Here is a 24,800-nt window from a genome sequence, read left to right as displayed (position 1 = left end):
GCGATGGACCTCGACCTCGACGAAGCCGCCCGTCAGTTCCGCGGCGAGGCCCGGGAATGGCTGGCCGCGCACGTGCCGCGGTCGCCATTGCCGTCGTTCGACACCGCGGAAGGGTTCGCCGCGCACCGTGAGTGGGAGGCGGCGCTGGCGGACGCGCACTGGTCCGTCGTCTCGTGGCCGCGCGAGTACGGCGGCCGTGACGCGAGCCTGCTCGAGTGGGTGCTCTTCGAGGAGGAGTACTACGCCGCGGGCGCGCCCGGCCGTGTCAACCAGAACGGCATCTTCATGCTGGCACCCACCCTTTTCTCCCACGGCACCCCCGAGCAGCTCGCGCGGATCCTGCCGAAGATGGCGCGCGCCGAGGAAGTCTGGGCGCAGGCCTGGTCTGAGCCCGAAGCCGGCAGCGACATCGCGGCGTTGCGCAGCACCGCCACCCCCGCCGACGGCGGCTGGCTCCTCAACGGCCAGAAGACCTGGAGCTCCCGCGCCGCCTTCGCGGACCGCGCGTTCGGCCTGTTCCGCAGCGACCCCGAGTCGGCCCGGCACCACGGCCTGACCTACCTGATGGCCGACCTGCGCGCCCCCGGCGTGACCGTCCGGCCCATCCCCCAGCTCGACGGTGAACCCGGCTTCGCCGAGATCTTCTTCGACGACGTGTTCGTCCCGGACGCGGACGTGATCGGCACCCCCGGCAACGGCTGGCGCGTGGCCATGACCACCGCCAACAACGAACGCGGCCTGTCGCTGCGCAGCCCCGGCCGCTTCCTCGCCGCCGCCGACCGGCTGGTGTCCCTGTGGTCCTCGGCCGGCCGGCCGGAGTCGACGGCAGCGCGCGTCGCCGACGCGTGGATCGGCGCGCGGGCGTACCAGCTCTACACCTTCGGCACGGTCACGCGCCTCGCGTCCGGTGCCGAGCTGGGGCCGGAGTCCAGCGTCAACAAGCTGTTCTGGTCACACCTCGACGTTGCCCTCCACGAAACCGCCCTCGACCTCCTCGGCCCGTCCGCCGAACTCCGCGGCCCCTGGACGGACGGCTGGCTGTTCTCCCTGGCCGGCCCCATCTACGGCGGCACGGACCAGATCCAGCGCACGATCGTCGCGGAACGCCTGCTCGGCCTGCCGAAGGGAGACCGGTGAAGTTCGCGTTGTCCCCGGAGCAGGAGGCGTTCGCCGCGTCCCTGGACTCCCTGTTGTCCACTCAGGACTGTGACGCGGCCACCCGCGCCTGGGCAAGCGGCGACCATGGCCCGGGGTTGAAGATCTGGCGCCGCCTCGCCGACCAGGGCGTCGCGGCCTTGACCACTCCCGCCCACCGCGGCGGCCTGGCCGAGGAGGACGGCACCGGCGCCACCACCGTCGACGCCGTCCTCGCCTTCGAGGTCCTCGGCCGCTTCTGCCCGCCCGGCCCGTGGACGGACTCCGCCGTCCTCCCCTGCCTGCTCGACGACGAGATCCTGGCCTCCACCGCCGCCGGCGAAACCCTTGTGTCCCTGGCCTTCCCTCCTCATGTCCCGTTCGCTTTGGACGCCGACATCGCCGACGCCCGCTTCCTCGTCGACGGCGCTCGCCTGCGCGGCTTCGCCCCCGGCACTCCCCTAGCCTCGCTCGATCCCTCCCGTCATCTCTTCGAGCCCGTCCCCGGCGACGAACTCGGTCCCGCGCTGGACCCGGCCCGCGCCTTCGACCTGGGTGCCCTCCTCACCGCCGCCCAGCTCCTGGGCGCGGGCCGCGGGCTGCTGGAGATGTCCGTCGCGCACGCCGGCCAACGCCGCCAGTACGGCCGCGAGATCGGCCGTTTCCAGGCGGTCAAGCACCTGCTCGCCGAGGTCGCCACCGCCCTCGAACTGGCCCGGCCGCTGCTGCACGGCGCCGCCGTCACCGCCGATCCCGCCGACGTCTCCGCCGCCAAGGTCGCCTGCGGCGATGCCGCCCACCTGGCCGCGCGCACCGCCCTCCAGGTCCACGGCGCGATCGGCTACACCGCCGAACACCCACTCGGCCTGCGGCTCACCCGCGTCCGCGCCCTGACGACCGCCTGGGGCACCCCCGCCGTCCACCGTCACCGCGTCCTGGCGGCGATCGCCCCGTGACCCCGGAGCAGGACCAGCTACGCGCCGGTGTGCGCAAGCTCCTCGAACGCGAGCCCGAGCCTTGGACCGCACTGTGCGCGCAGATCGGCGTCGCCGCCCTGACCGTGCCGGAACGCTTCGGCGGCCTCGAAGGCGCAGGCATCACCGAGGTGCAGATCGTCGCGGAGGAACTCGGCCGGGTCCTGGCCGACGTGCCGTTCCTCGGCTCCGCTGTGCTCGCCACGACGGCACTGCTCACCACCCGCGACGACAGCGCGTGCGCCAGGATCCTGCCCCAGCTGGCCGAGGGCGTTGTCGGCGCACTGGCCTGGGCCGGCGACCGCTGGGACCCGCAGCACCCCGCAGTCCAAGCGCAGGGAAACACTGTGGACGGGAGCGCGCACTACGTCCTCGACGGCGCCGAGGCCACCGTCCTCCTCGTCGCCGCGACGACCGCCGACGGCCCCGCTCTGTTCGAGGTCGACCCGGCCCACCCCGGCGTCCGGCGGACGGCCGTCGCGGGCATGGACGAGACCCGCCACCTGGCCACGGTGATCCTCGACCAGGTCCCGGCCCGGCCGCTCGGCCCCGTCGACCTCGGCCGTGTACGGGACGTCGCCTGTGCTGTCCTCGCCGCCGAGCAAGCCGGTGCCGCCGCGCGCGCCCTGGAGCTCACCGTCGGCTACACGCTGCGACGAGAGCAGTTCGGCCGTCCGATCGGGAGCTTCCAGGCGCTCAAGCACCGGATGGCCGATTTGCACGTCCTGGTCGAGACCGCCCGCTCGGCCGCCTACGCCGCGCCCACGTCGTCCCGGCTCGCCGCGGTGGCCAAAGTGCACTGCAGCGAAGCCTTCACGACGGTGGCCGCCGAGATGATCCAGTTGCACGGCGGCATCGCCGTCACCTGGGAACATCCCGCCCACCGGTACCTCAAACGCGCCCACGCGACGGCGCAGCTGTTCGGCCCGCCGCATCACCACCTCGCTCGCGTCCACCCCTAGGGGGTAGGGGCAACCCCCGCAACGCTCGTCGGGTGTGCAGGGTTCTGCCCGGCCCTGATCGCCGAAACACTCAACGAGGTGACCACAGAGAACCTCGTCCAGTCCGCCCCGGCCGGTTCCGGCAGCGACTTCGCCCGGTTGTCCCGGCGGATCGCCGACGCCGGCCTGCTCGCGCGGCGCCCCGGCTACTACACGTTCCGGATCACCCTCGTGACCGCGCTGTTCACCGGCGGCTGGGTGGCGTTCGCGCTGCTCGGCGACTCGTGGTGGCAGCTCGCGATCGCGGTGTTCCAGGCCTTCATGTTCGGCCAGATCGCCCTGCTCTCACACGACCTCGCCCACCGCCAGGTGTTCCGCACCCGCCGCCCGACCGAGATCGCCGGCCGCATCGCCGGCAACCTCGGCGTCGGCATGAGCTACGGGTGGTGGATGGACAAGCACACCCGCCACCACGCGAACCCCAACCACGAGGAGCTGGATCCCGACGTGGATCCGGACATCCTCGTCTGGTCGAAGGACCAGGCCCGCGCGAGCCGCGGCGTGCCCCGGTTCATCGGGCGGTACCAGGCCTTCCTGTTCTTCCCGCTGCTCACCCTCGAAGGCCTGAACCTGCACTGGTCGGGCATCCGCGCGGTCGCCAAGCCCGGCCTGCGCGGCCGCCGCGTCGAGGCCGCCCTGCTGGCGACCCACTTCGTCGTTTACCTGTCCGCCCTGTTCATCGTCCTCCCGCCCGGCCTGGCACTGCTCTTCCTCGTGGTCCACCAGGGAGTCTGGGGTGTCTACATGGGATCGATCTTCGCGCCGAACCACAAGGGCATGCCGACGCTCACCGGCCGCCCCGAGCTCGACTTCCTGCGCAAGCAGGTGCTCACCTCCCGCAACGTCCGCGGCGGCGCGGTGATCGACGTCGCGCTGGGCGGGCTGAACTACCAGATCGAGCACCACCTGTTCCCGAGCATGCCCTCGGTGCACCTGCGCCGGGCGCAGCCGATCGTGCGGGACTACTGCGCGGAGCTCGGCGTGCCCTACCTGCAGACCGGCCTGATCGACTCCTACCGGCAAGCACTCACCCACCTGCATGAAACTGGGGCCCCTCTCAGGAAGCGTTCGTAGACTCGGGGACATGGTGAGGAAGACAGTCTCGGCGCTCAGCGATTTCCCGGTGGCCTTCGGCGCGAAGGCCACCGGTGCGCGGGCCGAGCGCATGCGCCGGTCGCCTCAGTTCGCCGACGGGCTGTTCCACAACACCTCGTCCACCCGGGCGTCGCCGTCGCCCTCGGCCGCGGGCGGCATCCTGCGCGAGATGCTCTTCGGTGAGACCCGGGCGCAGCGCAAGCCCGGCGGGGAGATCCCGCTCGTCGCGGAACCGGCCGCGGAGTCCACCGACGGCGTCTACCTGACCTGGTACGGGCACGCGTCCACGCTCGTGGAGATCGACGGGGCCCGCGTGCTGTGCGATCCGGTGTGGAGCGACCGGGTGTCGCCCGCCGCGTTCGCCGGCCCGCGGCGGCTGCACGCACCGCCGGTGCCGCTCGGCTCCGTCGGCCGGGTGGACGCGATCGTGATCTCCCACGACCACTACGACCACCTCGACCTCGCCACCGTGCGCGAGCTGCTCGCCACCCACGACGCGCCCTTCCTGGTGCCACTGGGCGTCGGCGCGCACCTCGAACGGTGGCAGGTGCCGAGTTCGCGGATCGTGGAGCTCGACTGGAACGAGGAGGCCGAGGTCGGCGGCATCCGCTTCGTCGCCACCCCGGCACAGCACTTCTCCGGCCGGGGGATCAGCAACGACAGCACCCTTTGGACGTCGTGGGTCATCGCCGGGCCCCGGCACCGCGTCTTCTACAGCGGCGACACCGGTTACTTCGACGGCTTCGCGAAAATCGGCGAAGAACACGGCCCGTTCGACGCCGCCCTGATCCAGATCGGCGCGTACGCCCCGCATTGGCCGGACATCCACATGACCCCGGAGGAAGGCGTCGCCGCGCACATCGACGTGCGGGGCGGCCTGCTCGTGCCGGTGCACTGGGCGACGTTCTCCCTCGCCATGCACCCTTGGGCCGAGCCCGCCGACCGCGTGTGGCGCGAAGCCAAGGCCAACGACCTCGCGCTCGCCGTGCCGAAGCCGGGCGAGCGGCTCAACGTCGCGAACCCGCCGGCGGTCGACGGCTGGTGGCAGACACTCGAATAACGGCAAGCGCGGAGCGGCCCCTCGTGAAGAGAGGGGTCGCTCCGCGCCGCTGTCGATCAGGAGAAGCTCATCAGCCTCAGTGGAAGGTCAACGTGGCGGAGTCCACGGTTTCCGTGCTGGGGCACAGCCCGCCGCCGCCGTTGGCGGTGAAGGGGCCACCGGTGTAAGTCCGCGTCGTTCCCTGGCGGGAGAGCGACAGGCCGGTCACCTTGTAGGAGCAGTTGATGCCGAGCACCGTCCCGGTGACGTCGACCTCGGGCGCGGACACTGTGCCGGCCGTGTCGTCGAAGGTCGCTGTCGGGTCGTTGGTCAGGCTCGCCACGATGCTGCCGCTACAACTGGGCTTGACGGTCGTGTGGTCGATGGTCACGGTGTTCGGCGGTACGTCACTGGTGGTCGCGTTGGTCCACGAGCAGCTCGAGCCGCCCACGGTGATGTTGCCGTCGACCTGGCCGCTGGCGGCGTAGGCGGGGACGGCCAGGAACATGGTCCCGGCGACAGCGGTGATGCCGACAAGTAAGCGGGTTGCCTTCATGTGGTCCTCCTACTGTGGTTCACATCTTCGGCGGTTCCTCCGCCGCCGTGCTCCCGCTGGCGCGTAGAGAATCAAGAGAATCATGGGGTTCGGCGCCGTTGCTCGAACGTGAAGATGATTCATGACCAAGATGGTCGCATGGTTTGGACCAAGTCTCCGAGTAGATGGTCAATTGTTAACATCACGTAACTGATCAACTTCTTGCCGGCCGAAAGCCGTCAAGGCCTCCTTACCCGCGTCCCACGCGGGTAAGGAGGCCTTGACGGACGAGACCAGTGGCAGGCTGGAGGCCATGAAGCTGAAACTCGACCTGCACGACATCTACAACCACGGCGGCGAGATCGACCGCGCCCTGCAGGCGGTCATCGACGAGGCCGTGGCGAAGAAGGCGCCGCTGGTCGAGATCATCCCCGGCAAGGGTTCCGGTCAGCTGAAGAAACACGTCCTGCGCTTCCTGGAGCGCAAGGACATCAAGGCGCTGTACCACCGGGTCGAAAAGGACAAGGACAACTTCGGCCGGGTTTTTGTCCACTTTCGCTGGAAGTGACCTACAGCCAGTCGTCCGGGCGGGGCCACGGCATCAGCGCCGTGAGCGCGTCCGGCACCGGCTCCGTCACGGTGTACTGGCCGCGATGGAACAGCAGTGGACGAGCGTCCGACGTCTCCCCCAGCGCCGTCACCCGGCCGACCACCACGAGGTGGTCACCGGCGGTGTGCACGGCCTCGAGCGTGCAGTCCACCCAGGTCAGCGCGCCGTCGAGCAGCGGTGCCCCGGAGGGGGCCGGCCGCCACGGCACCGACGCGAACTTGTCGGCCCCGCGAGCGCCGAACACGGCGCTGACCTCCCGCTGGTGCTCGGCGAGCACGTTGACGGCGAAGGACCCGGACTCGGCGAGCACCGGCCAGGTCCGCGACGTCCGCGCCACGCAGAACAGCACCAGCGGCGGGTCCAGCGAGAGCGCCGCGAAGGATTGGCAGGCGAACCCGGCCGGTGCGGCACCGTCGTGTCCCGTGACCACCGTGACCCCGGTGCAGAAGTGCCCGAGCACCGCGCGGAACCGGAACGGGTCCAGCACGGCCGTCACTGGACACCGACGGAGAAGTCGTGCCCCCACAACGAAACCGCCGTACTCTCCCGGGCGATCCAGCTCTCGTCGTCGACCTGCCGGCCCTCGCAGCCGAACTCGACGTCGAAGCCGCCGGGGGTCTTCATGTAGAACGACAGCATCAGGTCGTTCACGTGCCGCCCGAGCGTCGCGGACATCGGCACCTTGCGCCGGAGCGCGCGGTCGAGGCAGAGCCCCACGTCGTCGGTCTCCTCGGCCTCGACCATCAGGTGGACGATCCCGCTGGGCGTGGGCATCGGCAGGAACGCCAGGCTGTGGTGGCGCGGGTTGCAGCCGAAGAAGCGCAGCCACGCCGGTTCGCCGTCGGCGGGGCGGCCCACGAGCTGCGGCGGCAGGCGCATGGAGTCGCGCAGCCGGAAACCGAGCACGTCGCGGTAGAAGGCCAGGGACGCGGCGTCGTCGTGGGTCGACAGCACCACGTGGCCGAGCCCTTGCTCACCGGTGACAAAACGGTGGCCGTACGGGCTGACCACCCGGCGATGCTGCAGCGCCGCACCGTGGAACACCTCGAGGGTGTTGCCGGAGGGGTCGTCGAAGCTGATCAGCTCGTCCACCCGCCGGTCGCCCAGCTGCTCGGGCGTGCCTTCCTTGTACGGCACGGAAGCCGCCTCCAGCCGCGAGCGGATCTCCTGGAGCCCGGCGGCGTTCTCGGTCTCCCAGCCGGCCTGCGCCAGCCGGTCCCGAGTGCCCGGGAAGATCACGAGCCGCGCGGGAAAGTCGTCCATGCGCAGGTAAAGCGCGTCCGGGTCGCTCCCGGAGCCTTCGACCATGCCGAGCACCTTGAGGCCGTACATACGCCAGGCGTCGAGGTCGGTCGCTTCGATGCGCAGGTATGCCAGCGAGCGGATGCTCATCACGAACTCCCGAGAAAGTCGAGGGCGAGCCGGTTGAACTCGTCGAACTTCTCCAGCTGCGCCCAGTGCCCGCACCCGCCGAACACGTGCAGCTGCGCGCGCGGAATCGTCTTCAGCGCCAGCAACGCCCCGTCGAGCGGGTTGACCCGGTCTTCGCGGCCCCAGACGAGCAGCACCCGCTGCCGCAGCCGGTACGCGTCGCGCCAGAGCAGCCCTTCCTCGTACGTGTCCGGCTGCGTGAACGACCGGCCCATCGCCCGCATCGCGGCCAGGGACTCCGGCGCGCTCGCGGCGGCGAGCCGCTCGTCGATCAGCTCGTCGGTGACCAGCGCCTGGTTGTGCACCATGATGCGCAGGAACGCCTCCATGCGCTCCCTCGACGGGTCGGCCCCGAACCGGGCGAGGTTACGCACGCCTTCCGTCGGATCGGGCGCGAAGAGGTTCACGCTCAGGCCGCCGGCCCCCATGAGCACCAGCCGGCCGGCGCGGTCCGGGTGGTTGAGGGCCAGCCGGACGGCGGCACCGGCGCCGAGCGAGTTGCCGACCAGGTGCGCCCGCTCGATGCCCAGCTCGTCCATGAGCCCGGCGACGGCGTCGGCGCTGTGCCGGAAGTACTGCGGATGCTCGGCCGGCTTGTCGGACCGGCCGAACCCGGGCTGGTCGACGGCGAGCGTGCGGTACGCCTTGCCGAACACCGGCAGGTTGCGCCCGAAGTTGCTCCACGCCGACGCGCCGGGGCCGCCGCCGTGCAAGAGGATCACCGTCTCCTCGTGTTCGGAGCCGGCCTCGTGGTAGTGCAGCTTCAGTCCACTTCGGACCTTGACGTACGCGCCCTCGGGTGCCATCACACCATCGCATTCTCGACGGGCAGCCCGAAGGCGCCGGTGCCGAACATGACGTACGCGCGCTCGGCGTCGTTGGCCGCGTGCACCCGGCCGGCGTGCGCGTCGCGCCAGAAGCGCTGGATCGGCGTGCCCCGCTGGATCGCGCGGCCACCGGAGTTCTCGAAGAGCCGGTCGATGGCGGAGATCGCCCGCTCGGTCCCGCGCACCTGGTCCCGCCGGACGCGCAGCCGGGTGCTGAACGGCAGCTTCTCGCCGCGGCACGCGTGCTGGTACAGCTCGTCGATGTTGTGCGTGAGCTGCAGCCAGGCCGCGTCGATCTCGCTGGCGGCCTCGGCGATCCGCACCTTCGCGAACGGGTCCTCTTTGGACTGCTCCCCCGCGTACGCCGCGCGGACGCGCTTGCCCTGGTGCTCCACATGAGCGTCGTAGGCGCCCTGCGCCATGCCGATGATCGGCGCGGTGATCGTGCTGGGGTGCACCGAGCCGTACGGCAGCTTGTACAGCGGGCCGGGGTTCACGTCCTGGCCCGGCGTGCGGCACTTCGACGTCGCCATGAAGCTCAGCGCCCGGTGCTGCGGCACGAACACGTCGTCGACGACGATGTCGTTGGAGCCCGTCCCGCGCAGGCCGACCGTGTCCCAGACGTCGACGATGGAGTAGTCGGCGATCGGGACCAGGTAGGTGCAGAAGTCCACCGGCTTGCCGTCGGCGAGCGCCGGCCCGCCGAGCAGGACCCACGAGCAGTGGTCGCAGCCGGAGGAGAAGCTCCACCGGCCCGACAGCCGGTAGCCGCCGTCGACCACGGTCGCCTTGCCCATCGGGGCGTAGGACGACGAGATGCGCACGTCGGTGTCCTCACCCCAGACGTCCTGCTGCGCCTGCGCATCGAACAGCGCCACGTGCCACGGGTGGACGCCGAGGATGGAGGCGACCCAGCCCGTGGACCCGCAGGCACTCGCGATGAGTTTCACGGCGGTGTAGAAGCTCACCGGGTCGGCTTCCACCCCGCCATACGGTTTCGGTTGCAGCAGCTTGAAAAACCCGGTCTCCTGCAGTGCTTTGACCGACTCGGCGGGTACGCGGCGCGCGTCCTCGGTCTCCTGTGCGCGGTCCCGCAGCACCGGGAGCAGGTCCCGGATCGCCGTGATCACCGCGTCGGCAGCCAGCTCGCTCATCGGCCGTCCCTCTCTCGCTCGACTCGACCAAGACTAGAACACGTTCTCGTTTTTGTCGATGCGATCCGGCTCCAGCGCGCTGTGCAATCCGGCCCTGCGACCGGAGAAGACGCAGTCGGCCAGCGACAGACCGCTGACGTAGGAGCTAGAACAGATTCCCACCGCGGTCCGCCCGGCGGCGTACAGCCCGGGCACGCCGGCCACCGCGCCGGTGTCCTCGTCGACCACGAGCCCCCCGAGGGTGAGCATCGGGCACGGGTAGCCGAGGTTCGGCTTGACCGAGACGTCGATGAGCGAATACGGCGGAGTGTCCAGCGGGCGCGTGAACTCGGCCGGCTTGCCCATCGGATCCGGCCCGCGCCGATACGCCTCATAGGTGGCCGTGAGGCCGGCCGGGTCGACGCCGGCGCGGCGCGCGACCTCTTCCACCGTGACACCGGAGACGCGGCCCCGGCGCAGGAGATAACGCAGTTGCAGCCAGGCGAACCACTGTCCTTGCCGACGCCCGTCGCGGCGGGCCTCGGCCACGATCGGCGCGTCGACGAGCAGCCAGCCCTGGCCGCCGTGCGCGGTGATCATCCGCTCGCCGATCGCGGCGCCGTAGCGGGACTCGTCGATGATCCGGTGGCCGGCCGCGTCGACGAGCAGGCCGCCCAGGAACGCCGCCGGCGGCGTCAGGAACCGCCACGCCGAGATCCGGTCCATTTCGGCCGTCCGCCCGCCGGCTTCGACGCCGAGCCGGATGCCCGACCCGTCGTCGGCCGACGTGCCGAGCGCGAGGCCGCCGCGGTAGGCGGGCGCGTGCTCACGCACCAGTTCACGGTTCGCGATGAACCCGCCCGCGGCGAGGATCACGCCACGCCGGGCGGTGATCTTCAGCTCGCGGCCGTGCCGCCGTTCGATCCGTTCGACGCGGCGATGCAGCGATTTGCGCAGCGACGGCACATAGATGCCCGGCTTCGCGGAGTATACCGAGAGGCGTGCGTGACGGGCACGCGCCCAGCGAGGCGCATCGCGGAGACTCTCCACGACCACGCCGGTGACGGTGCCGTCAGCCGCCGTCACCAGGCTTTGCGCCTGCGTTTGCGGCAGGACCCGGATGCCGCGGCGGCGCACGGCCTCGGCGAGGCGCGCCATGAGGAGCTTGCCCGAGGTTCCCGGCCCTTTGACCCGGTGTCCGCGCGGCGCGGGTTTCGCCGCCTCCCGGAATCCGCCCGAGGCCTCACTGCCGGAGTAGTAGAGGTAGTGCTTGTCGCTGGGATAGGACGTCTTGTACGGGCACAAGCTGCCCTCGAACGGAACACCCTGGGCCTCCAGCCAGGTGATCATGGCGGGACTCTCCTCACAGAAGCGCCGCAGCGTCCGCTCGGAGACGATTTCGCCGGTTTCGAGCCGGAGGTACTCGTACATCGCGTCGACGGTGTCCTCGACACCCGCCGCACGCTGTTGTCCGGTGCCACCGCCGGCGTAGACCACGCCGCCACTGACCCGGCTGGCTCCGCCTCCGGCGAAGCGGTCGAGCAGGAGCACTTCGGCGCCCGCGTCGGCCGCCTCGATGGCCGCGCACGCGCCGGCCGCTCCCGATCCGATGATCACGACATCCGCCACGAGTTCGTCCATATCGAGCCACCCTAGAACTGGAACACGTTCTCGTCTATGGTGACAGAAGCGGCTCCGAACAGGCCAGTAACGCGCTATAACACGTTGCATGTGAGGTGGCATGGCGAACGAGTACGACGTTGTGGTGGTCGGCAGCGGCGCTGCCGGGATGACCGCGGCCCTAGCCGCCGCGCACCGGGGGTTGACCACCGTCGTCCTGGAGAAGGCGGCCTGCTTCGGCGGGTCGACGGCCCGGTCCGGCGGCGGCGTCTGGATCCCCGGGAACCACGCGCTGAAGGAAGCCGGAATCGACGAACCGCCCGAACGGGCACGCGAGTACCTGGAGGCGATCGTCGGCGACGTCGTCCCGGCCGAGCGCCGCGACGCCTTCCTGGCCCGCGGGCCCGAGGTGCTGGAGTTCGTCGGCGCGCGGACCCCGCTGAAGTTCCGCTGGGTCCGCGGGTACAGCGACTACCACCCCGAGGCGCCCGGCGGACGGCCCGGCGGACGGTCGGTGGAGCCGAAGGCGCTGGACGGCAAGCTGCTCGGCGCGGACCTCGCGCACCTCGAGCCGCCGTACAGCGCGCCGCCGCTGGGAGTGCCGATCACGCAGTCGGACTACCGCTGGCTGAGCCTGATCGCACGGCACCCCCGCGGTCTGGCCCGGGTGCTCGGGCTCGGCGCCCGGTGGCTGGCCGGGCGCCTGCGCGGGCAGCAGCTGCTCGCCATGGGACAAGCGCTTGCGGCCGGGCTCCGGATCGGGTTGCGGCGAGCGGGCGTCGAGGTCCTCCTGGACACCCCGCTGCTCGACCTGCACACCGAGGACGACCAGGTCACCGGGGTGCTCGCCCGGCACAACGGCGTCGAGACGCTGTTCCGCGCGCGGCGCGGCGTGATCCTCGCCTGCGGCGGCTTCGAGCACAACGAGGAGATGCGCACCAAGTACCAGCGCGCGCCGATCGGCACCGAATGGACCGTCGGCGCCGTGGCCAACACCGGCGACGGCATCACGGCCGGGCTCAAGCTCGGCGCGGCCGTCGACCTGATGGACGACGCCTGGTGGGGACCGACGATGCCGCTGACCGGCGGCCCGTGGTTCGCGCTCGCCGAGCGGTCGCGGCCGGGCTGCCTGATGGTGGACACGCGCGGGCAGCGGTTCGTGAACGAGTCCGCGCCGTACGTCGAAGCAGTGCACGCGATGTACGGCGAAGGCGACGGGCCGGGTGAGCACATCCCGACGTGGCTGGTGTTCGACCAGCGGTACAAGGACCGCTACCTGTTCACCGGCATCGGCCCGCGGCAGCCGCTGCCCGGCCGCTGGTACAAGGCGGGGATCGTCGCGAAGGCGCCCAGCCTCGCCGAACTCGCCGAACGCATCGAGGTACCCGTCGAAGCGCTGACGGCGACCGTCGACCGTTTCAACGGCTTCGCCCGAGCCGGGGTCGACGAGGACTTCAACCGCGGCAGCAGTGCGTACGACCACTACTACGGCGACCCGCGCAACCGGCCGAACCCGAGCCTGGGAGAGCTGTCGAAGGCGCCGTACTACGCGGTCAAGATCGTGCCCGGCGACCTCGGCACCAAGGGCGGGCTGCGCACCGACGAAAACGCGCGCGTGCTGCGTGAGGACGGCTCCGTCGTCCCCGGGCTGTACGCGGCGGGAAACACCAGCGCGGCCGTGATGGGCCGTACCTACGCCGGGCCCGGCGCGACGATCGGGCCCGCGATGGTGTTCGGCTACCTTGCGGCCGAGCGGCTGGCGAACGAAGATCGGACCGGCACGGGAGGCAGGCAGTGACGCCACAGACGCAAGGTTCCGAGACCGTCCGCACGATCGACGCGGGCGCGCCGCCGGCGCGGTTCGCCCGCGGCTGGCACTGCCTCGGGCTCGCCGACACCTTCCGTGACGGGAAACCGCACGCCATCAACGCGTTCGGCACCAAGCTCGTCGTCTTCGCCGACTCGGCGGGCCAGCTGAACGTGCTCGACGGGTACTGCCGGCACATGGGCGGGGACCTCTCCCAGGGCTCGGTGAAGGGCGACGAGATCGCCTGCCCGTTCCACGACTGGCGGTGGAGCGGCAGCGGGAAGTGCGTCTCGATCCCCTACGCCAAGCGGGTTCCGCTGCGGGCGCGCACTCGCGCGTGGCACGTGCTGGAGGAGAACAAGCAGCTGCTGATCTGGCACGACCCCGAGGGCAACCCGCCGCCGGACAACGTGGTGGTGCCGCGCGTCGAGGGCGCGTTCAGCGACGAGTGGAGCAACTGGACCTGGGACTCCATCCTGATCGAGAACGCCAACTGCCGCGAGATCATCGACAACGTCGTGGACATGGCGCACTTCTTCTACATCCACTACGCCTACCCGACGTACTTCAAGAACGTCTTCGAGGGGCACGTCGCCACGCAGTACCTCAACACCAAGGGCCGCCCGGACATGGGGATGGCGTCGAACTACGGCGGCGAGGACAACCTGCTGCGGTCGGAGGCCTCGTACTTCGGCCCGTCGTACATGATCAACCACCTGGTGAACTCGTTCCAGGGCTTCGAGATCGAGAACGTGCTGATCAACTGCCACTACCCCGTGTCGCCGACTTCGTTCGTGCTGCAGTGGGGAATCATGGTGAAGAAGATGCCGGGCGTCTCGGACGAGCACGCGGACAAGATCGCGGCGAAGCTCGCCAAGGGCATCGGCGTGGGTTTCCTGCAGGACGTGGAGATCTGGAAGAACAAGTCGGCCATCAACAACCCGCTGCTGTGCGAGGAGGACGGGCCGGTGTACCAGCTGCGGCGCTGGTACGAGCAGTTCTACGTGGATGCCGCCGACGTCAGCGAGGACATGACCCGCCGGTTCGAGTTCGAGGTGGACACGACCAAGGCCAACGAGGCGTGGGCGGCGGAGGTCGCGGAGAACCTGGCGCGGCAGCGCGCGGAGGCGGAAGAGGCCGGGGTGTGACGGCCGAGGTCACCGAGTTCCTCACCGCCGGGCTGCGGCCGCACGAGTGCCGCAGCTGCGGGACCTGCGTGCTGGTGAAGAAGAACAGCCTCAAGCACACCAGCATCCAGTGGACCACGGACGCCGCACGCAGCTGTCCGGTCTTCGCGGCGCACGCGGCGGCCGGTGGGCACACCGCGCTGCTGGACACCTGCGAGAAGCTGTCGGACAGCATCGCCGACGCGGTGCGGGACGGCGCTTTGGGCCTGGCCACGGCCGCCGAGCAACCAGGCGGCGGGGTCGCTCCCGGTGGTGCGCGATGAGCGAGGTCGTCACACTGACCGTCGCCGAGGTCGTGTGGGAAACCGACGACGCGCGGTCGATCGTGTTCGAGGTGCCCGCGGAGCACGCCGACGCGTTCGTCTACGAGCCCGGGCAGTTCCTGACCCTGCGGATTCCGAGCGACCGCACGGGATCGGTCGCGCGGTGTTACTCGCTGTCGAGTGCGCCGCACGAGAACCGGGTGCAGGTGACCGTGAAACGCACCGACAGCGGGTACGGCTCGAACTGGGTGTGCGACGAGCTGCGGGCCGGGGCGGCCGTCGACGTGCTGGCGCCGTCGGGGGTGTTCTGCCCGGCGTCGCTGGACGGGGATTTTCTGCTGTTCGCCGCGGGGAGCGGGATCACGCCGGTGATGTCGATCCTCAAGTCGGCACTGGAACGCGGCGGTGGGCGCATTGTGCTCGTGTACGCGAACCGGGACGAAAAGTCGGTGATCTTCGCGCGGGCGCTGGCCGAGCTGGGCGCGCGCCATCCGGAACGGCTCGTCGTCCTGCACTGGCTGGAGAGCCTGCAGGGGCTGCCGCGGCCCGAACAGCTGCGGGAACTGGTGCGGCCGTACGCCGGGCATGAGGCGTTCCTCTGCGGTCCGGCGCCGTTCATGGCGGCGGCGAAGACCGCGCTGACCGAGCTGGACGTGCCGCGCGAACGGGTCCATGTCGAGAAGTTCCTGTCGCTCACCGGGAATCCGTTCGAGGCCGGCGCCGCGGAGCCCGAGCCTGAATCCGAGTCTGCCGACGCGGGCACCACGCAGCTGACCATCAGCCTCGACGGCGAGACGCGGCAGGTCGCGTGGCCGCGGCAGCGGAAGCTGCTCGACCACCTGCTCGAGGAGGGGCTCGACGCGCCGTACTCGTGCCGTGATGGGCAGTGCAGCGCGTGCGCGTGCCGGCTTGTCTCCGGTGAAGTGAAGATGCTGAACAACGAGGTCCTGGACGCCGAGGACATCGCCGACGGGATCGTGCTGGCGTGCCAGTCGGTACCGTTGACCGACGAGGTTTCCGTCAGCTACGAGTAGGGAGAGCCCGTGCCCATCGACCCCGCGCTGGCCGTCGGCGCCGATCTCGGCGAGCTGACGTTCGGCTGGACGCCGTCCGACGTGCTGCTGTACCACCTGGGGCTCGGCGCGGGCGCGGACCCGGTCGACGAGCGGGAGCTGCGCTACACCTACGAGGACGGCCTGCGGGTGATCCCGACGTTCGCGACCGTGGCGGCGAACCTGCGCACGTTCGAGCCGCCGAAGCTGAAGTTCCCCGGGGTGGACATCGACCTCGCCAAGGTGCTGCACGGCAAGCAGGAGATCGAGCTGCACCGGCCGATCCCCGTCGAGGGCAAGGCCGTGGCGCGCACGCGCATCGTGGACGTGTTCGACAAGGGCAAGGCCGCGGTGCTGGTGCAGCAGACCGAGGTGACCGCCGACGGCGGGGATCCACTGTGGACGGCGCGGTCGAGCATCTTCGCGCGCGGCGAGGGCGGGTTCGGCGGCGAGCGCGGGCCGTCCGACCGGATCGCCTGGCCGGACCGCGAGCCCGACGCCGTGCTGGAGACCCCGACGCTGCCGCAGCAGGCGCTTCTGTACCGGCTGTGCGGCGACCGGAACCCGCTGCACGCCGACCCCGCGTTCGCCCGCGCGGCCGGCTTCGACCGGCCGATCCTGCACGGCCTCTGCACCTACGGAGTGGTGGCGAAGTCGCTGATCGACGCGTTCCTCGACGGTGACCCGGCGCGGGTCGCGACGTTCAGCACGAAGTTCGCCGGCGTCGTTTTCCCTGGTGAGCGACTACGGACGCGGGTGTGGCGCGAGGACGGCCGGCTGCTGGTCACCACCACCGCGCCCGAACGCGACGACGCGCCTGTGCTGTCCGACACAGTGCTCGTGCCCCGCTGACCACCGCGTCCGGGATACCGTGTCCGGAACGGAAACCCTCGCACACGACGGGACGGCGGGATGTCGGACGAGCACGACGGCACCTTTTTCGTGGTACGCGGCCCGGTCGAGCCGGGTGACAAACGCGGCCGCGAGCTCGGGTTCCCCACGGCGAACATCGCCCTGCGCGACCAGAGCGGCCAGGTCGGCGACGGCGTGTGGGCTGGCTGGGTGGAGCGCTCGAACGGGACTTTCGTGGCGTCGGCCGTCTCGGTCGGCCGCCGCCCGACGTACTACGGAGCCGACGGCTACCGGCTCGTCGAGGCCCATCTGCTGGACTTCGCGGACGATTTGTACGGCGAGACGCTCACCGTGTGGCTCGGCCGGCACCTGCGTGACCAGCAGAAGTACACGACGGCGGAGGCCCTGATCGAGGCGCTGGCCGGCGACGTGGCCGCGACGCGCGAGTGGGTCGCCGGTCACCCGGTGACCGCGCTGCCCGCCCTGGGCTCACCGCCGCCGGACGGCGAAGTCCGACGGCTCGGCTGACCGGCCGCGAGCAGGCTGGCTGATACGCCCCGTCACAGCGCGGCGACCAGCATGTACCCCATACCCGCACCCATCACCGCGCGGCAGACGGTGCGCGACGTGAAACCCGGCGAGTACCGGCCGCGCGTGCGGACGGCCAGGAAACCCGACCGGACGGCGTCGGCCGCGAAGTAGACGGCGCCCAGAATCGCGAGGGCCGGGAGGGCGAGCCCGGTGTCCATGGTGGACATGGTGAGCCAGGGGCCGTGGACCATGTCGCCGTGCGGCATCGCGGTGACCAGGTAGAGCATCGCCGCCGCGGAGAGCGCGTGATGGCCACAGCCTGAGGCGTGCGACCCGGCAGCTTCGGCGCGAGAACGCCACCAGGCGACGGCGAACCAGCCCGTCGTGAGGGCCAGGATTGCCTGCCAGCCGGCCGCGGGGATCGGGGCGCCGACCGGCGACGCCATCGCGACCATGGCGACCACGAGCAGCAGCTCGGCGAGGTCGCCATTACGGACGTTGGGGCCGAGGCGCACGTAGTCGAGACGGATCAGGCGCAGCACACACGGCAGCACGAGCACCGCGAAGACCGCGGTGAGCAGCCACGCCACCACAACCGTCACAGTCATGGGCAGCCTCACTCCGCGTCGCCGGGCGGGGATTCAACCGTGACATCCGGGTCCGGTGAACGCCAGCCCGCAGAGGGGTGAAAGCCGTTGCCCCACAAGAGTTACCGGGGCTCACGCGAGACGCGTACGGGGCCGGGGTATGGGTCGCGCTCAGTGACTCGTCAAGACCAGCCCACTGGTCGGGACGCCGGTGCCCGCGGTGACCACCACCGACGACGCGCCGGGCACCTGGTTCACGGCCGTGCCGCGCACCTGGCGGACGGCCTCGGCGATGCCGTTCATGCCGTGGATGTACGCCTCGCCGAGCTGGCCGCCGTGCGGGTTCAGCGGCAACGCGCCGCCCAGCGAAAGCGTGTCGCCGGCGATGAAGCCCGGGGCCTCGCCGCGGGGGCAGAAACCCAGCTCCTCCAGTTGCATCAGCACGTACGGGGTGAAGTGGTCGTACAGCACCGCGACGTCCACATCGGACGGTCCCAGTCCCGACTGCGCCCACAGCTGCCGCCCGACCACGCCCATCTCGGGCAAGCCCGCGAGGTCGTCACGGTAGTAGCTGGTCATCACGTACTGGTCCGGCCCGCTCCCCTGGGCCGCGGCCGCGATGACGGCGGGCGGATACCGCAGGTCGCGCGCCCGCTCCAGCGAAGTGACGACCAGCGCGACGCCGCCATCGCTCTCCTGGCAGCAGTCCAGCAGGTGCAGCGGCTCGGCGACCCAGCGCGACGCCTGGTGCTCGGCCAGCGTGATCGGCCGGCCGTGGAACCAGGCGTTCGGGTTGGTGGCCGCGTGCGCGCGGTCGACGACGGCGATCCGCCCGAAGTCCTCGCTCGTCGCGCCGTACTCGTGCATGTAGCGGCGCGCGACCATGGCCACCGTCGCCGCCGGGGTGGCGATGCCCATCGGGTAGTGGAACGCGTTGTCGACGCCCGAGGAGTTCACCTGCCCGGCCGCGGCGGAGGACACCTGGCCGAACCGCTGCTCCGAACGCTCGTTGAACGCCCGGTAAGCCACCACGACCTCCGCGACCCCGCTCGCCACCGCCAGCGCGGCCTGCTGCACCGTCGCGGCCGCCGCCCCGCCGCCGTAGTGGATCCGGCTGAAGAACGACAGTTCCGGGATGCCCAGTTCGCGCGCCAGTGCGATCTCCGCGGTGCCGTCCATGGTGAACGACACCAGACCGTCCACATCGGACGACGAAAGGCCCGCGTCCGCCAGCGCGTGGGAAACACACTCCGCGGCCAGCCGCAGCTCGCTGCGCCCGGACTCCTTGGAGAACTCCGTCGCGCCGATCCCGGCGATGGCCGCCTTCCGCGAGAGCGTCACGAGGCACCTCCCGGCAGGGTCAGCGAAACCGTGCCCGTGACGTGCTCGCCGAGACTGTCCACAGCGGACACGGCCAGCTCGACGTCGGCGCCGTCGCGGGAGACCACGCGCCCGGTGAACGTCAGGGTTTCGTAGGCGTAACACGGCACGCCCAGCCGGATCTTGATCGACCGCACCAGCGCCTCCGGGCCGGCCCAGTCGCTCACGAACCGCTGCACCAGGCCGGTGTCGGTGAGGATGTTGAGGAAGATGTCCTTCGAACCGCGGGCGACGGCGGCGTCGCGGTCGTGGTGAACGTCCTGGAAGTCCCGCGTCGCGAGCGCCGTGCTGACCACGAACGTCGGCGTCGCCTCGATCGTGAGCGGCGGCAGCTGCGCACCCACCGAAAAATCCGACACCGAAAAGTCAGTCATGGCGCCACCTTCCACGCGGGCAGGGTCAGGTCGTCGTCCACCCGGACGAACGCCGCAATCACCGGGAGTCCGACGTGGACTTCCTCCGGCGACGCGTCCAGCAGCTCGGCCATCACGCGCACACCCTCCTCCAGCTCCACCAGCGCCACCACAAACGGCAGCCGCTTTCCCGGCACCGCCGGGTGATGGTGGACGACGTAGCTGTACACCGTGCCGCGGCCGCTCGCCACGACGTAGTCCGGGACCGCGTCGAGCGACCCGTCCGGCGGCATCGGCCCCGGCGGGTGCCGCAGCGTCGTGCCCCAGCGCTGGATGCGCAGCTCGCCCGCCTTCAGCCCTTCCCAGAAGAACGCCGTGTCGCGGCTGATCACCGGCCGCAGCACCGGCGCGGCCGGAGCAACAGCAGCAGGCGGCCGGAACTTCAGCACCCGGAACACCATGTCGGCCACCAGTTCCTCACCGACGTACCAGTTCGTGCGGGTCGTGACGAACCAGCCCTCGCCGAGGCCGGTGCGCTTCGGGCCGGTGACGTCCTCGAGGATCGTCGTGGCCGCGAGCCGCTCCCCCGGCCGCAGGTACCGGTGGTAGGTCTGCTCGGAGTTCGTCGCCACGACGGAGGTGAACCCGGCGTCGTCGAGCACAGCCATGATCGCGCCCATCGGGTCGTCCTCGGCACGGCCGCCGTGCAGGCCGGCCATCGTCCACACCTGCGCCATCGCGGGTGGCGCGACGAGTCCCTTGTGGACGCTCGACGAAGCGAAGTCCTCATCCGTATAAATGGGGTTGGCGTCGCCGATCGCCTCGACCCAGTTGTTCACCATGGCCTGGTTGACCGGGTCGCGCGCGTACCGGGGCGCGCACTCGCCCTGCGCGGCGATCTTCGCGGCGGCTTCCTCGATCGTCATCGCGGCACCCTCGGCAGTCCCAGTCCGGCGGAGGCGATCAGCTCACGCTGGATCTCGCTGACGCCCCCGCCGAACGTCAGCACCAGGTTCCGTTTCGCCAGCGTGTCCAGCCACTCGGCGAGTTCCGCGGTCTCCGCGTCGGCGGGGTCGCCGTGCCGGCCCACGATCTCGTCCAGCAGCCGCCCGATCCGCTGGATCCGCTCGGAGGAGAACACCTTGGTGGCCGACGCGTCGGCCACCGCGACCGGCCCCGCCGAGGCGGAGACCGCCACCTGCCAGTTCAGCAGCTCGTTCACGCGCGCCACCGCGAACGTCTCGGCGAGCACCGCGCGCACGTCCGGCAGGTCGAGCAGCGGGACGCCGTCCGGAGTGCGGCGCGCGGCCGCCCACGCCCACACCCGGTCGTGCAGGCCGCCGACACGACCGGCCGGGCCGAGCATCACGCGCTCGTGGTTGAGCTGCGTGGTGATCAGCCGCCAGCCCTCGTTCTCCTTGCCCACCAGCATTTCCGCGGGCACGCGCACGTCGCTGTAGTACGTCGCGTTCACGTGGTGCGCGCCGTCGCAGGTGATGATCGGCGTCCAGGAGTAACCGGGGTCGCGCGTGTCCATGATCAGAATCGAGATGCCCTTGTGCTTCGGCGCGTCCGGCGCGGTGCGCACGGCGAGCCACACGTAGTCGGCGTCGTGGCCGCCGGTGGTGAAGATCTTCTGGCCGTTGACCACGTACTCGTCGCCGTCGCGCACGGCCGTGGTCCGCAGCGACGCCAGGTCGGTGCCCGCCTCCGGCTCGGTGTAGCCGATGGCGAAGTGGACCTCGCCGGCGAGGATCTTCGGCAGGAAGCGCGCCTTCTGCTCCTCCGTGCCGAACGCCTGCAGCGTCGGCCCCACCGTCTGCAGCGTCACGGACGGGAGCTGGACGTCGGCGCGCGCGGCCTCGTCGACGAAGATGTGCTGCTCGATCTCGCCGAAGCCCTGGCCGCCGTACTCCTTCGGCCAGCCGACGCCGAGCCGCCCGTCGCGGCCCATCCGCCGCACGATCTCCCGGTAGACGGTGCCGTGCCGCTCGCGCAGCATGGCCCGGCGCTCGTCCGGCGTCACGAGGGTCGCGAAGTACGCCCGCAGCTCCGCGCGCAACGCCTGCTGCGCGGCCGTCAGTTCGATGTGCACGCTCATCCCGCCACCCGTTCGCCCAGCTGCCCGAGCCGGTGGGCCGCGCCCCCGACCGCACGGGACAGGTCCTTCACCGCCGAGGAGTACCGGTGCAGCGGATACGTCCGGTCGACGCCGACGCCACCGTGCAGGTGATGACAGGTGGCGAGCGCCAGCGGCGCCTGCTCGGTCAGCCAGTAGGCGGCGATCTCGAGGTCGGTGTCCGCGTCGAGTCCCGAGGCCAGCCGCCAGACCGCGGACGTCACCGCGAGGTGCACGGTCCGGGAGGCGACGTAGACGTCGGCGATCTGCCCGGCCACGGCCTGGAACGTGGCGAGCGGACGGCCGAACTGCACGCGTTCGCCGACGTACCGCGAGGTCAGTGCGAGCGCCCCGGCCAGCAGGCCGTCGCCGAGCGCCAGCGCGCCCGCGAGGGCGAACCGGTGCAACGTCGCGACGGCGTGGCCGGGCGCGCGGTCGCGGAGCAGGTCCTCGTCGGTGATCCGCACGCGGTCGAGGCGCACGGTGTACTCGGGCGCACCGGTCGAGCTGTGGCCGCGGATCAGCTCGACGCCGTCGGCCCGCGGGTCGACGAGCGCCACAGCCGTTCCGCCGGCCAGCGCCACCGGGGTGAGGATCCGGGCCGACTCGGCGGCGCACGGCACGCCGACCTTCACGCCGGTCAGCTGCCAGACGCCGTCGACGGCCTCGGCGACGGCGCCGGGCACGGTGGTCAGCGGCGCCGATGGCTCGTGCAAGGCCGCCGTGAGCAGGGTCTCCCCCGTCGCGACGGACGGCAGGAGCGTCGCGCGCTGACGGGGGCTGCCGAGCGTCTCGACCGGCAGCACGCCCAGCGCGAGCGCGGCGTACGCGGGCACGGCGGCGGCAGCGCGGCCGACCTCCGTGAGCACCGGCGCGACCTCGGCGACGCCCAAACCGTCGCCGTCGAGGTCGGCGGGCAGGGCGAGCGCGAGCAGGCCCGCGTCCGCCATCGCCCGCCACTGCCCGTCCGGCTCGTCGGCCTTGGTGAGCACACGCGCGGTCAGCGCGGTGATCTCCGCCTGCGTATCGTCAGGGGTGAAGTCCACGCCGGGCCTCCCTCCGGATGCCTGAACTAACTGGAACACGTTCTAGTCTTAACCAGAATGGGGCGGATCGGCAACCCCCGGAAGCCTCGGCAACCGGGTACACAGAAGCGGAAGACGCCGTCGAACGAAGAGGGGGCGCCGAGTCGACGTGGGTGCGGAACAGGTTCTCAAAGACGCGCTGGGTGACGTCGGCTGGCAGGCCACACGGCGGCTCGCGACGATCCCGCCCACCGCCGGCGTGCCGGACCCCCAGCCACTGTCGCTGCCCGGGCGCGGGCAGACCGTGGTGGTGGACATCGGCCCGCGGCACGCGCCCGCGATCATCCTGCTGCACTCGGTCGCGTGCACCGGGCTGCTCACCTGGTACCCGGTGCTGGAGCGGCTCTCGGCGCGTTACCGCGTGGTGGTGTTCGACCAGCGCTGGCACGGCCAGGGGATCCGCTCGCAGGAGTTCACGCTGCAGGACTGCGCCGGCGACGTCGTGGCGGTGGCCGACGCGCTGGGCATCAACCGGTTCATGATCGCGGGCTACTCCATGGGCGGCATGGTCGGCCAGCTCGTCGCCTACCAGGAGCGCGAACGCGTGAGCGGGCTCGTACTGTGCTCCACGGCGAGCAACTTCCGCCGCGGTTTCCGCCAGCGCGTCGCGCTAGACCTGTTCGGCCGCACCCTGCACCTGATGCGCGACCAGGCGCGGATCGGCCTCGTGCCGGGCGAGCCGCGCCGCGAACGGCTCGCGCGCCTGGAGGACCACCGGTGGGCCCTCGAGGAGTTCCGCTCCACCAGCCCGTGGGCGATCGCCGTGGCGCTCGACGAGATCGGCCGCTTCGACTCGACGCCGTGGCTGCACACGCTGCGCATCCCGACGTCGGTCGTCGTCACGACCCGCGACGGCTTCATCGCCCCCGCACACCAGCGTTCACTCGCCCGCCGCATCCCGGGCGCGGCCACGTACGAGATCCCGGCCGGGCACACGGCTTGCGTGCTGGCGGCGAACCAGTTCGTGCCGGCGGTGATGGCGGCTTGCACGGCGGTACACGCGGCGATCGTCGACGAAGCGGGCGAGGATTCCGAAGAGGACTCGGCTAGTTAGAGGACGCTGCTTGTCAACCGAATTATGGGCGGACTTAATGGTTGATATGGAGATGTCTTGTTCACTCGATTCGGTGACGTTTTTGGTGGGTGGCGTCGGTAAAATTAAAGGGTGAGTTGTTCTAGAGATTCTTCTTTAAATGACGCCGTCGATGTTTTGTCTCGGATTCATGAACGGGCCATCCGGGTGGCACAGCTGGAGGCCGAGCAGGCAGCCGATGTCGCACTGTTCGCGGCGACGGGTGGGTCTGCCCGGTCGGTGACGGCCGAGCTGGCGTTGGAGCTGTCGGTGACAGAGCGGCGCGCGGGGGCTGATGTCGCGCTGGCGCAGGCACTGACAACCCGATTACCGGCAACGTTCGCGGCATTCCGCCGTGGAGAGATCGACGCGTTCAAAGCGCGAATGGTATTCGAGCCGACCATCGCTCTTTCTGACGAGATGGCCGGTCGGGTTGACGCGATTGTTGCGACCCGGCTGGCCGGGAAAAACCCGTCGTCGTTACGGGCCGCAGTGAATCGGGTGGTGCAGAAAGTGGACGCCGAAGGATATGAGCGAAGATCCCGCGCGCGACGGCGCGACCGCAACGTCTGCCTGATTCACCAGGACGAGACGATGTCCACCTTGCTGTGTGATCTGCCCGTGGAACAAGCATCGGCGATCTACACCTCCCTCGACCACCAAGCACGGAAGCTCCGTCGCGGAGGCGAGGCCAGGACACTGGATCAACTGCGTGCGGATGTCCTGGTCGACCGGCTGCTGAACCGGACACCGGGCGACAGTGGCATCAAGCCCGTTGTCTACCTGTATGTGGACCTTATGACGCTGGCCGGGCTGAACGAGGATCCCGCCGAACTCTCCGGCTGCGGCACCGTCCCGGCCTGGCTGGCGCGGGCGCTCGCGGCGGATTCGAATTCGGTGTGGCGGCGGATCATCACCGAACCCGACACCGGGCAGGTCCTCAGCGTCGGCCGCACCCGCTACCGGCCACCAGCCGCCCTCGCCGACCTGGTGCAGGCACGGGATCGGGTGTGCCAGCACCCCGGCTGTCATCAATACCACTAAGTTAAGGGCGTCTGCGCAGCGGAAATGATTGGGCAACACGCCTGGCAATTGCTTTCCTTGGGTATCGGG

The 24,800-nt window shown here is 70.7% G+C and carries 26 protein-coding genes; 14 read left to right on the top strand and 12 right to left on the bottom strand.

Annotation, left to right across the window (positions count from 1 at the left end; all coding sequences use genetic code 11):
• Positions 1-3: 3 nt before the first annotated feature.
• The 5 genes from OG943_RS01830 (at position 4) to OG943_RS01810 (ending at position 5,264) form a co-directional block, all read left to right on the top strand.
• Positions 4-1,137: an acyl-CoA dehydrogenase family protein gene (locus tag OG943_RS01830; RefSeq protein ID WP_328611972.1), complete on the top strand. Its 1,134-nt coding sequence runs from the start codon at positions 4-6 to the stop codon at positions 1,135-1,137.
• Positions 1,134-2,090 (top strand): acyl-CoA dehydrogenase family protein, encoded by a 957-nt coding sequence (locus OG943_RS01825; protein WP_328607897.1) that lies wholly within the window; start codon positions 1,134-1,136, stop codon positions 2,088-2,090. The genes OG943_RS01830 and OG943_RS01825 overlap by 4 nt, the downstream gene beginning before the upstream one ends.
• Entirely contained in the window at positions 2,087-3,070 is a 984-nt protein-coding gene (locus OG943_RS01820; protein ID WP_328607896.1) for an acyl-CoA dehydrogenase family protein, read from the top strand. Before OG943_RS01825 ends, OG943_RS01820 begins: the two co-directional genes overlap by 4 nt.
• Before the next feature lie 78 nt (positions 3,071-3,148).
• The gene (locus OG943_RS01815) at positions 3,149-4,183 is read left to right on the top strand and encodes a fatty acid desaturase family protein (RefSeq protein WP_328607895.1); all 1,035 of its coding nucleotides are present in this window, start codon (positions 3,149-3,151) and stop codon (positions 4,181-4,183) included.
• A 13-nt stretch (positions 4,184-4,196) separates the two neighbouring features.
• A complete protein-coding gene (locus OG943_RS01810; protein ID WP_328611971.1) occupies positions 4,197-5,264 on the top strand; it encodes an MBL fold metallo-hydrolase in 1,068 nt (355 codons plus the stop codon).
• A 76-nt stretch (positions 5,265-5,340) separates the two neighbouring features.
• Here OG943_RS01810 and OG943_RS01805 read toward each other — a convergent pair whose 3' ends face one another.
• Positions 5,341-5,799 carry a hypothetical protein gene (locus OG943_RS01805; protein WP_328607894.1) on the bottom strand — a complete coding sequence of 153 codons (459 nt, stop codon included), beginning with the start codon at positions 5,797-5,799 and terminating at the stop codon, positions 5,341-5,343.
• 292 nt (positions 5,800-6,091) lie between these two features.
• Between OG943_RS01805 and OG943_RS01800 the strand changes: the two genes are divergently transcribed.
• Positions 6,092-6,346 (top strand): Smr/MutS family protein, encoded by a 255-nt coding sequence (locus tag OG943_RS01800; protein ID WP_328607893.1) that lies wholly within the window; start codon positions 6,092-6,094, stop codon positions 6,344-6,346.
• A gap of 1 nt (position 6,347) precedes the next feature.
• Here the strand turns inward: OG943_RS01800 and hsaB are convergent, their stop codons facing one another.
• From hsaB to OG943_RS01775, 5 genes are read right to left on the bottom strand one after another with little or no spacing between them, the layout of a single operon-like run.
• Positions 6,348-6,884, bottom strand: coding sequence for a 3-hydroxy-9,10-secoandrosta-1,3,5(10)-triene-9,17-dione monooxygenase reductase subunit (gene hsaB, locus OG943_RS01795; RefSeq protein ID WP_328607892.1), 537 nt, complete (start codon positions 6,882-6,884; stop codon positions 6,348-6,350).
• The gene (hsaC, locus tag OG943_RS01790; RefSeq protein ID WP_328607891.1) at positions 6,881-7,780 is read right to left on the bottom strand and encodes an iron-dependent extradiol dioxygenase HsaC; all 900 of its coding nucleotides are present in this window, start codon (positions 7,778-7,780) and stop codon (positions 6,881-6,883) included. Before hsaC ends, hsaB begins: the two co-directional genes overlap by 4 nt.
• Positions 7,780-8,625, bottom strand: a complete 846-nt coding sequence (gene hsaD / locus OG943_RS01785; protein WP_328611970.1) for a 4,5:9,10-diseco-3-hydroxy-5,9,17-trioxoandrosta-1(10),2-diene-4-oate hydrolase — start codon at positions 8,623-8,625, stop codon at positions 7,780-7,782. The genes hsaC and hsaD overlap by 1 nt, the downstream gene beginning before the upstream one ends.
• Positions 8,625-9,800 carry a 3-hydroxy-9,10-secoandrosta-1,3,5(10)-triene-9,17-dione monooxygenase oxygenase subunit gene (gene hsaA, locus OG943_RS01780; RefSeq protein ID WP_328607890.1) on the bottom strand — a complete coding sequence of 392 codons (1,176 nt, stop codon included), beginning with the start codon at positions 9,798-9,800 and terminating at the stop codon, positions 8,625-8,627. The genes hsaD and hsaA overlap by 1 nt, the downstream gene beginning before the upstream one ends.
• A 33-nt stretch (positions 9,801-9,833) precedes the next feature.
• Complete coding sequence (locus OG943_RS01775; protein WP_328607889.1) at positions 9,834-11,420, bottom strand: FAD-binding protein; 1,587 nt, start codon at positions 11,418-11,420, stop codon at positions 9,834-9,836.
• A gap of 100 nt (positions 11,421-11,520) precedes the next feature.
• On the opposite strand from OG943_RS01775, the gene kstD reads away from it, so the two are divergent.
• Genes kstD through OG943_RS01745 form a run of 6 tightly spaced genes read left to right on the top strand, consistent with a single transcriptional unit; the run spans position 11,521 to position 17,088 of the window.
• On the top strand, positions 11,521-13,197 hold the full coding sequence (gene kstD / locus OG943_RS01770) for a 3-oxosteroid 1-dehydrogenase (RefSeq protein WP_328607888.1): 1,677 nt from the start codon (positions 11,521-11,523) through the stop codon (positions 13,195-13,197).
• Complete coding sequence (locus OG943_RS01765) at positions 13,194-14,354, top strand: Rieske 2Fe-2S domain-containing protein (protein WP_328607887.1); 1,161 nt, start codon at positions 13,194-13,196, stop codon at positions 14,352-14,354. Before kstD ends, OG943_RS01765 begins: the two co-directional genes overlap by 4 nt.
• Entirely contained in the window at positions 14,351-14,656 is a 306-nt protein-coding gene (locus tag OG943_RS01760; RefSeq protein ID WP_328607886.1) for a hypothetical protein, read from the top strand. Before OG943_RS01765 ends, OG943_RS01760 begins: the two co-directional genes overlap by 4 nt.
• Positions 14,653-15,690: a ferredoxin--NADP reductase gene (locus tag OG943_RS01755; protein WP_328607885.1), complete on the top strand. Its 1,038-nt coding sequence runs from the start codon at positions 14,653-14,655 to the stop codon at positions 15,688-15,690. Before OG943_RS01760 ends, OG943_RS01755 begins: the two co-directional genes overlap by 4 nt.
• 9 nt (positions 15,691-15,699) lie before the next feature.
• On the top strand, positions 15,700-16,560 hold the full coding sequence (locus OG943_RS01750) for a MaoC/PaaZ C-terminal domain-containing protein (protein WP_328607884.1): 861 nt from the start codon (positions 15,700-15,702) through the stop codon (positions 16,558-16,560).
• 60 nt (positions 16,561-16,620) lie between these two features.
• On the top strand, positions 16,621-17,088 hold the full coding sequence (locus tag OG943_RS01745; RefSeq protein WP_328607883.1) for a riboflavin kinase: 468 nt from the start codon (positions 16,621-16,623) through the stop codon (positions 17,086-17,088).
• Between the two features lie 32 nt (positions 17,089-17,120).
• Here the strand turns inward: OG943_RS01745 and OG943_RS01740 are convergent, their stop codons facing one another.
• The 6 genes from OG943_RS01740 to OG943_RS01715 form a co-directional block, all read right to left on the bottom strand.
• Positions 17,121-17,699, bottom strand: coding sequence for a DUF5134 domain-containing protein (locus OG943_RS01740; RefSeq protein WP_328607882.1), 579 nt, complete (start codon positions 17,697-17,699; stop codon positions 17,121-17,123).
• Between the two features lie 150 nt (positions 17,700-17,849).
• Positions 17,850-19,019, bottom strand: a complete 1,170-nt coding sequence (locus OG943_RS01735) for a lipid-transfer protein (RefSeq protein ID WP_328607881.1) — start codon at positions 19,017-19,019, stop codon at positions 17,850-17,852.
• Complete coding sequence (locus OG943_RS01730; protein WP_328607880.1) at positions 19,016-19,432, bottom strand: MaoC family dehydratase; 417 nt, start codon at positions 19,430-19,432, stop codon at positions 19,016-19,018. Before OG943_RS01730 ends, OG943_RS01735 begins: the two co-directional genes overlap by 4 nt.
• Complete coding sequence (locus OG943_RS01725; protein ID WP_328607879.1) at positions 19,429-20,337, bottom strand: bifunctional MaoC family dehydratase N-terminal/OB-fold nucleic acid binding domain-containing protein; 909 nt, start codon at positions 20,335-20,337, stop codon at positions 19,429-19,431. Before OG943_RS01725 ends, OG943_RS01730 begins: the two co-directional genes overlap by 4 nt.
• Positions 20,334-21,506, bottom strand: a complete 1,173-nt coding sequence (locus OG943_RS01720; RefSeq protein ID WP_328611969.1) for an acyl-CoA dehydrogenase family protein — start codon at positions 21,504-21,506, stop codon at positions 20,334-20,336. The genes OG943_RS01725 and OG943_RS01720 overlap by 4 nt, the downstream gene beginning before the upstream one ends.
• A 2-nt stretch (positions 21,507-21,508) precedes the next feature.
• Entirely contained in the window at positions 21,509-22,576 is a 1,068-nt protein-coding gene (locus OG943_RS01715) for an acyl-CoA dehydrogenase family protein (protein ID WP_328607878.1), read from the bottom strand.
• Positions 22,577-22,724: 148 nt separating this feature from the next.
• Between OG943_RS01715 and OG943_RS01710 the strand changes: the two genes are divergently transcribed.
• Both OG943_RS01710 and OG943_RS01705 read left to right on the top strand, forming a co-directional pair.
• On the top strand, positions 22,725-23,669 hold the full coding sequence (locus OG943_RS01710; protein ID WP_328607877.1) for an alpha/beta fold hydrolase: 945 nt from the start codon (positions 22,725-22,727) through the stop codon (positions 23,667-23,669).
• A 186-nt stretch (positions 23,670-23,855) separates the two neighbouring features.
• The gene (locus tag OG943_RS01705; protein WP_328607876.1) at positions 23,856-24,731 is read left to right on the top strand and encodes a DUF222 domain-containing protein; all 876 of its coding nucleotides are present in this window, start codon (positions 23,856-23,858) and stop codon (positions 24,729-24,731) included.
• The last annotated feature ends 69 nt before the right edge of the window (positions 24,732-24,800 follow it).

This window comes from Amycolatopsis sp. NBC_00345 (assembly GCF_036116635.1).
Taxonomy (GTDB): Bacteria; Actinomycetota; Actinomycetes; order Mycobacteriales; family Pseudonocardiaceae; genus Amycolatopsis.
The sequence above is the reverse complement of the archived record's forward strand: the minus strand, read 5'-3'. Positions and strand labels throughout refer to the sequence as shown.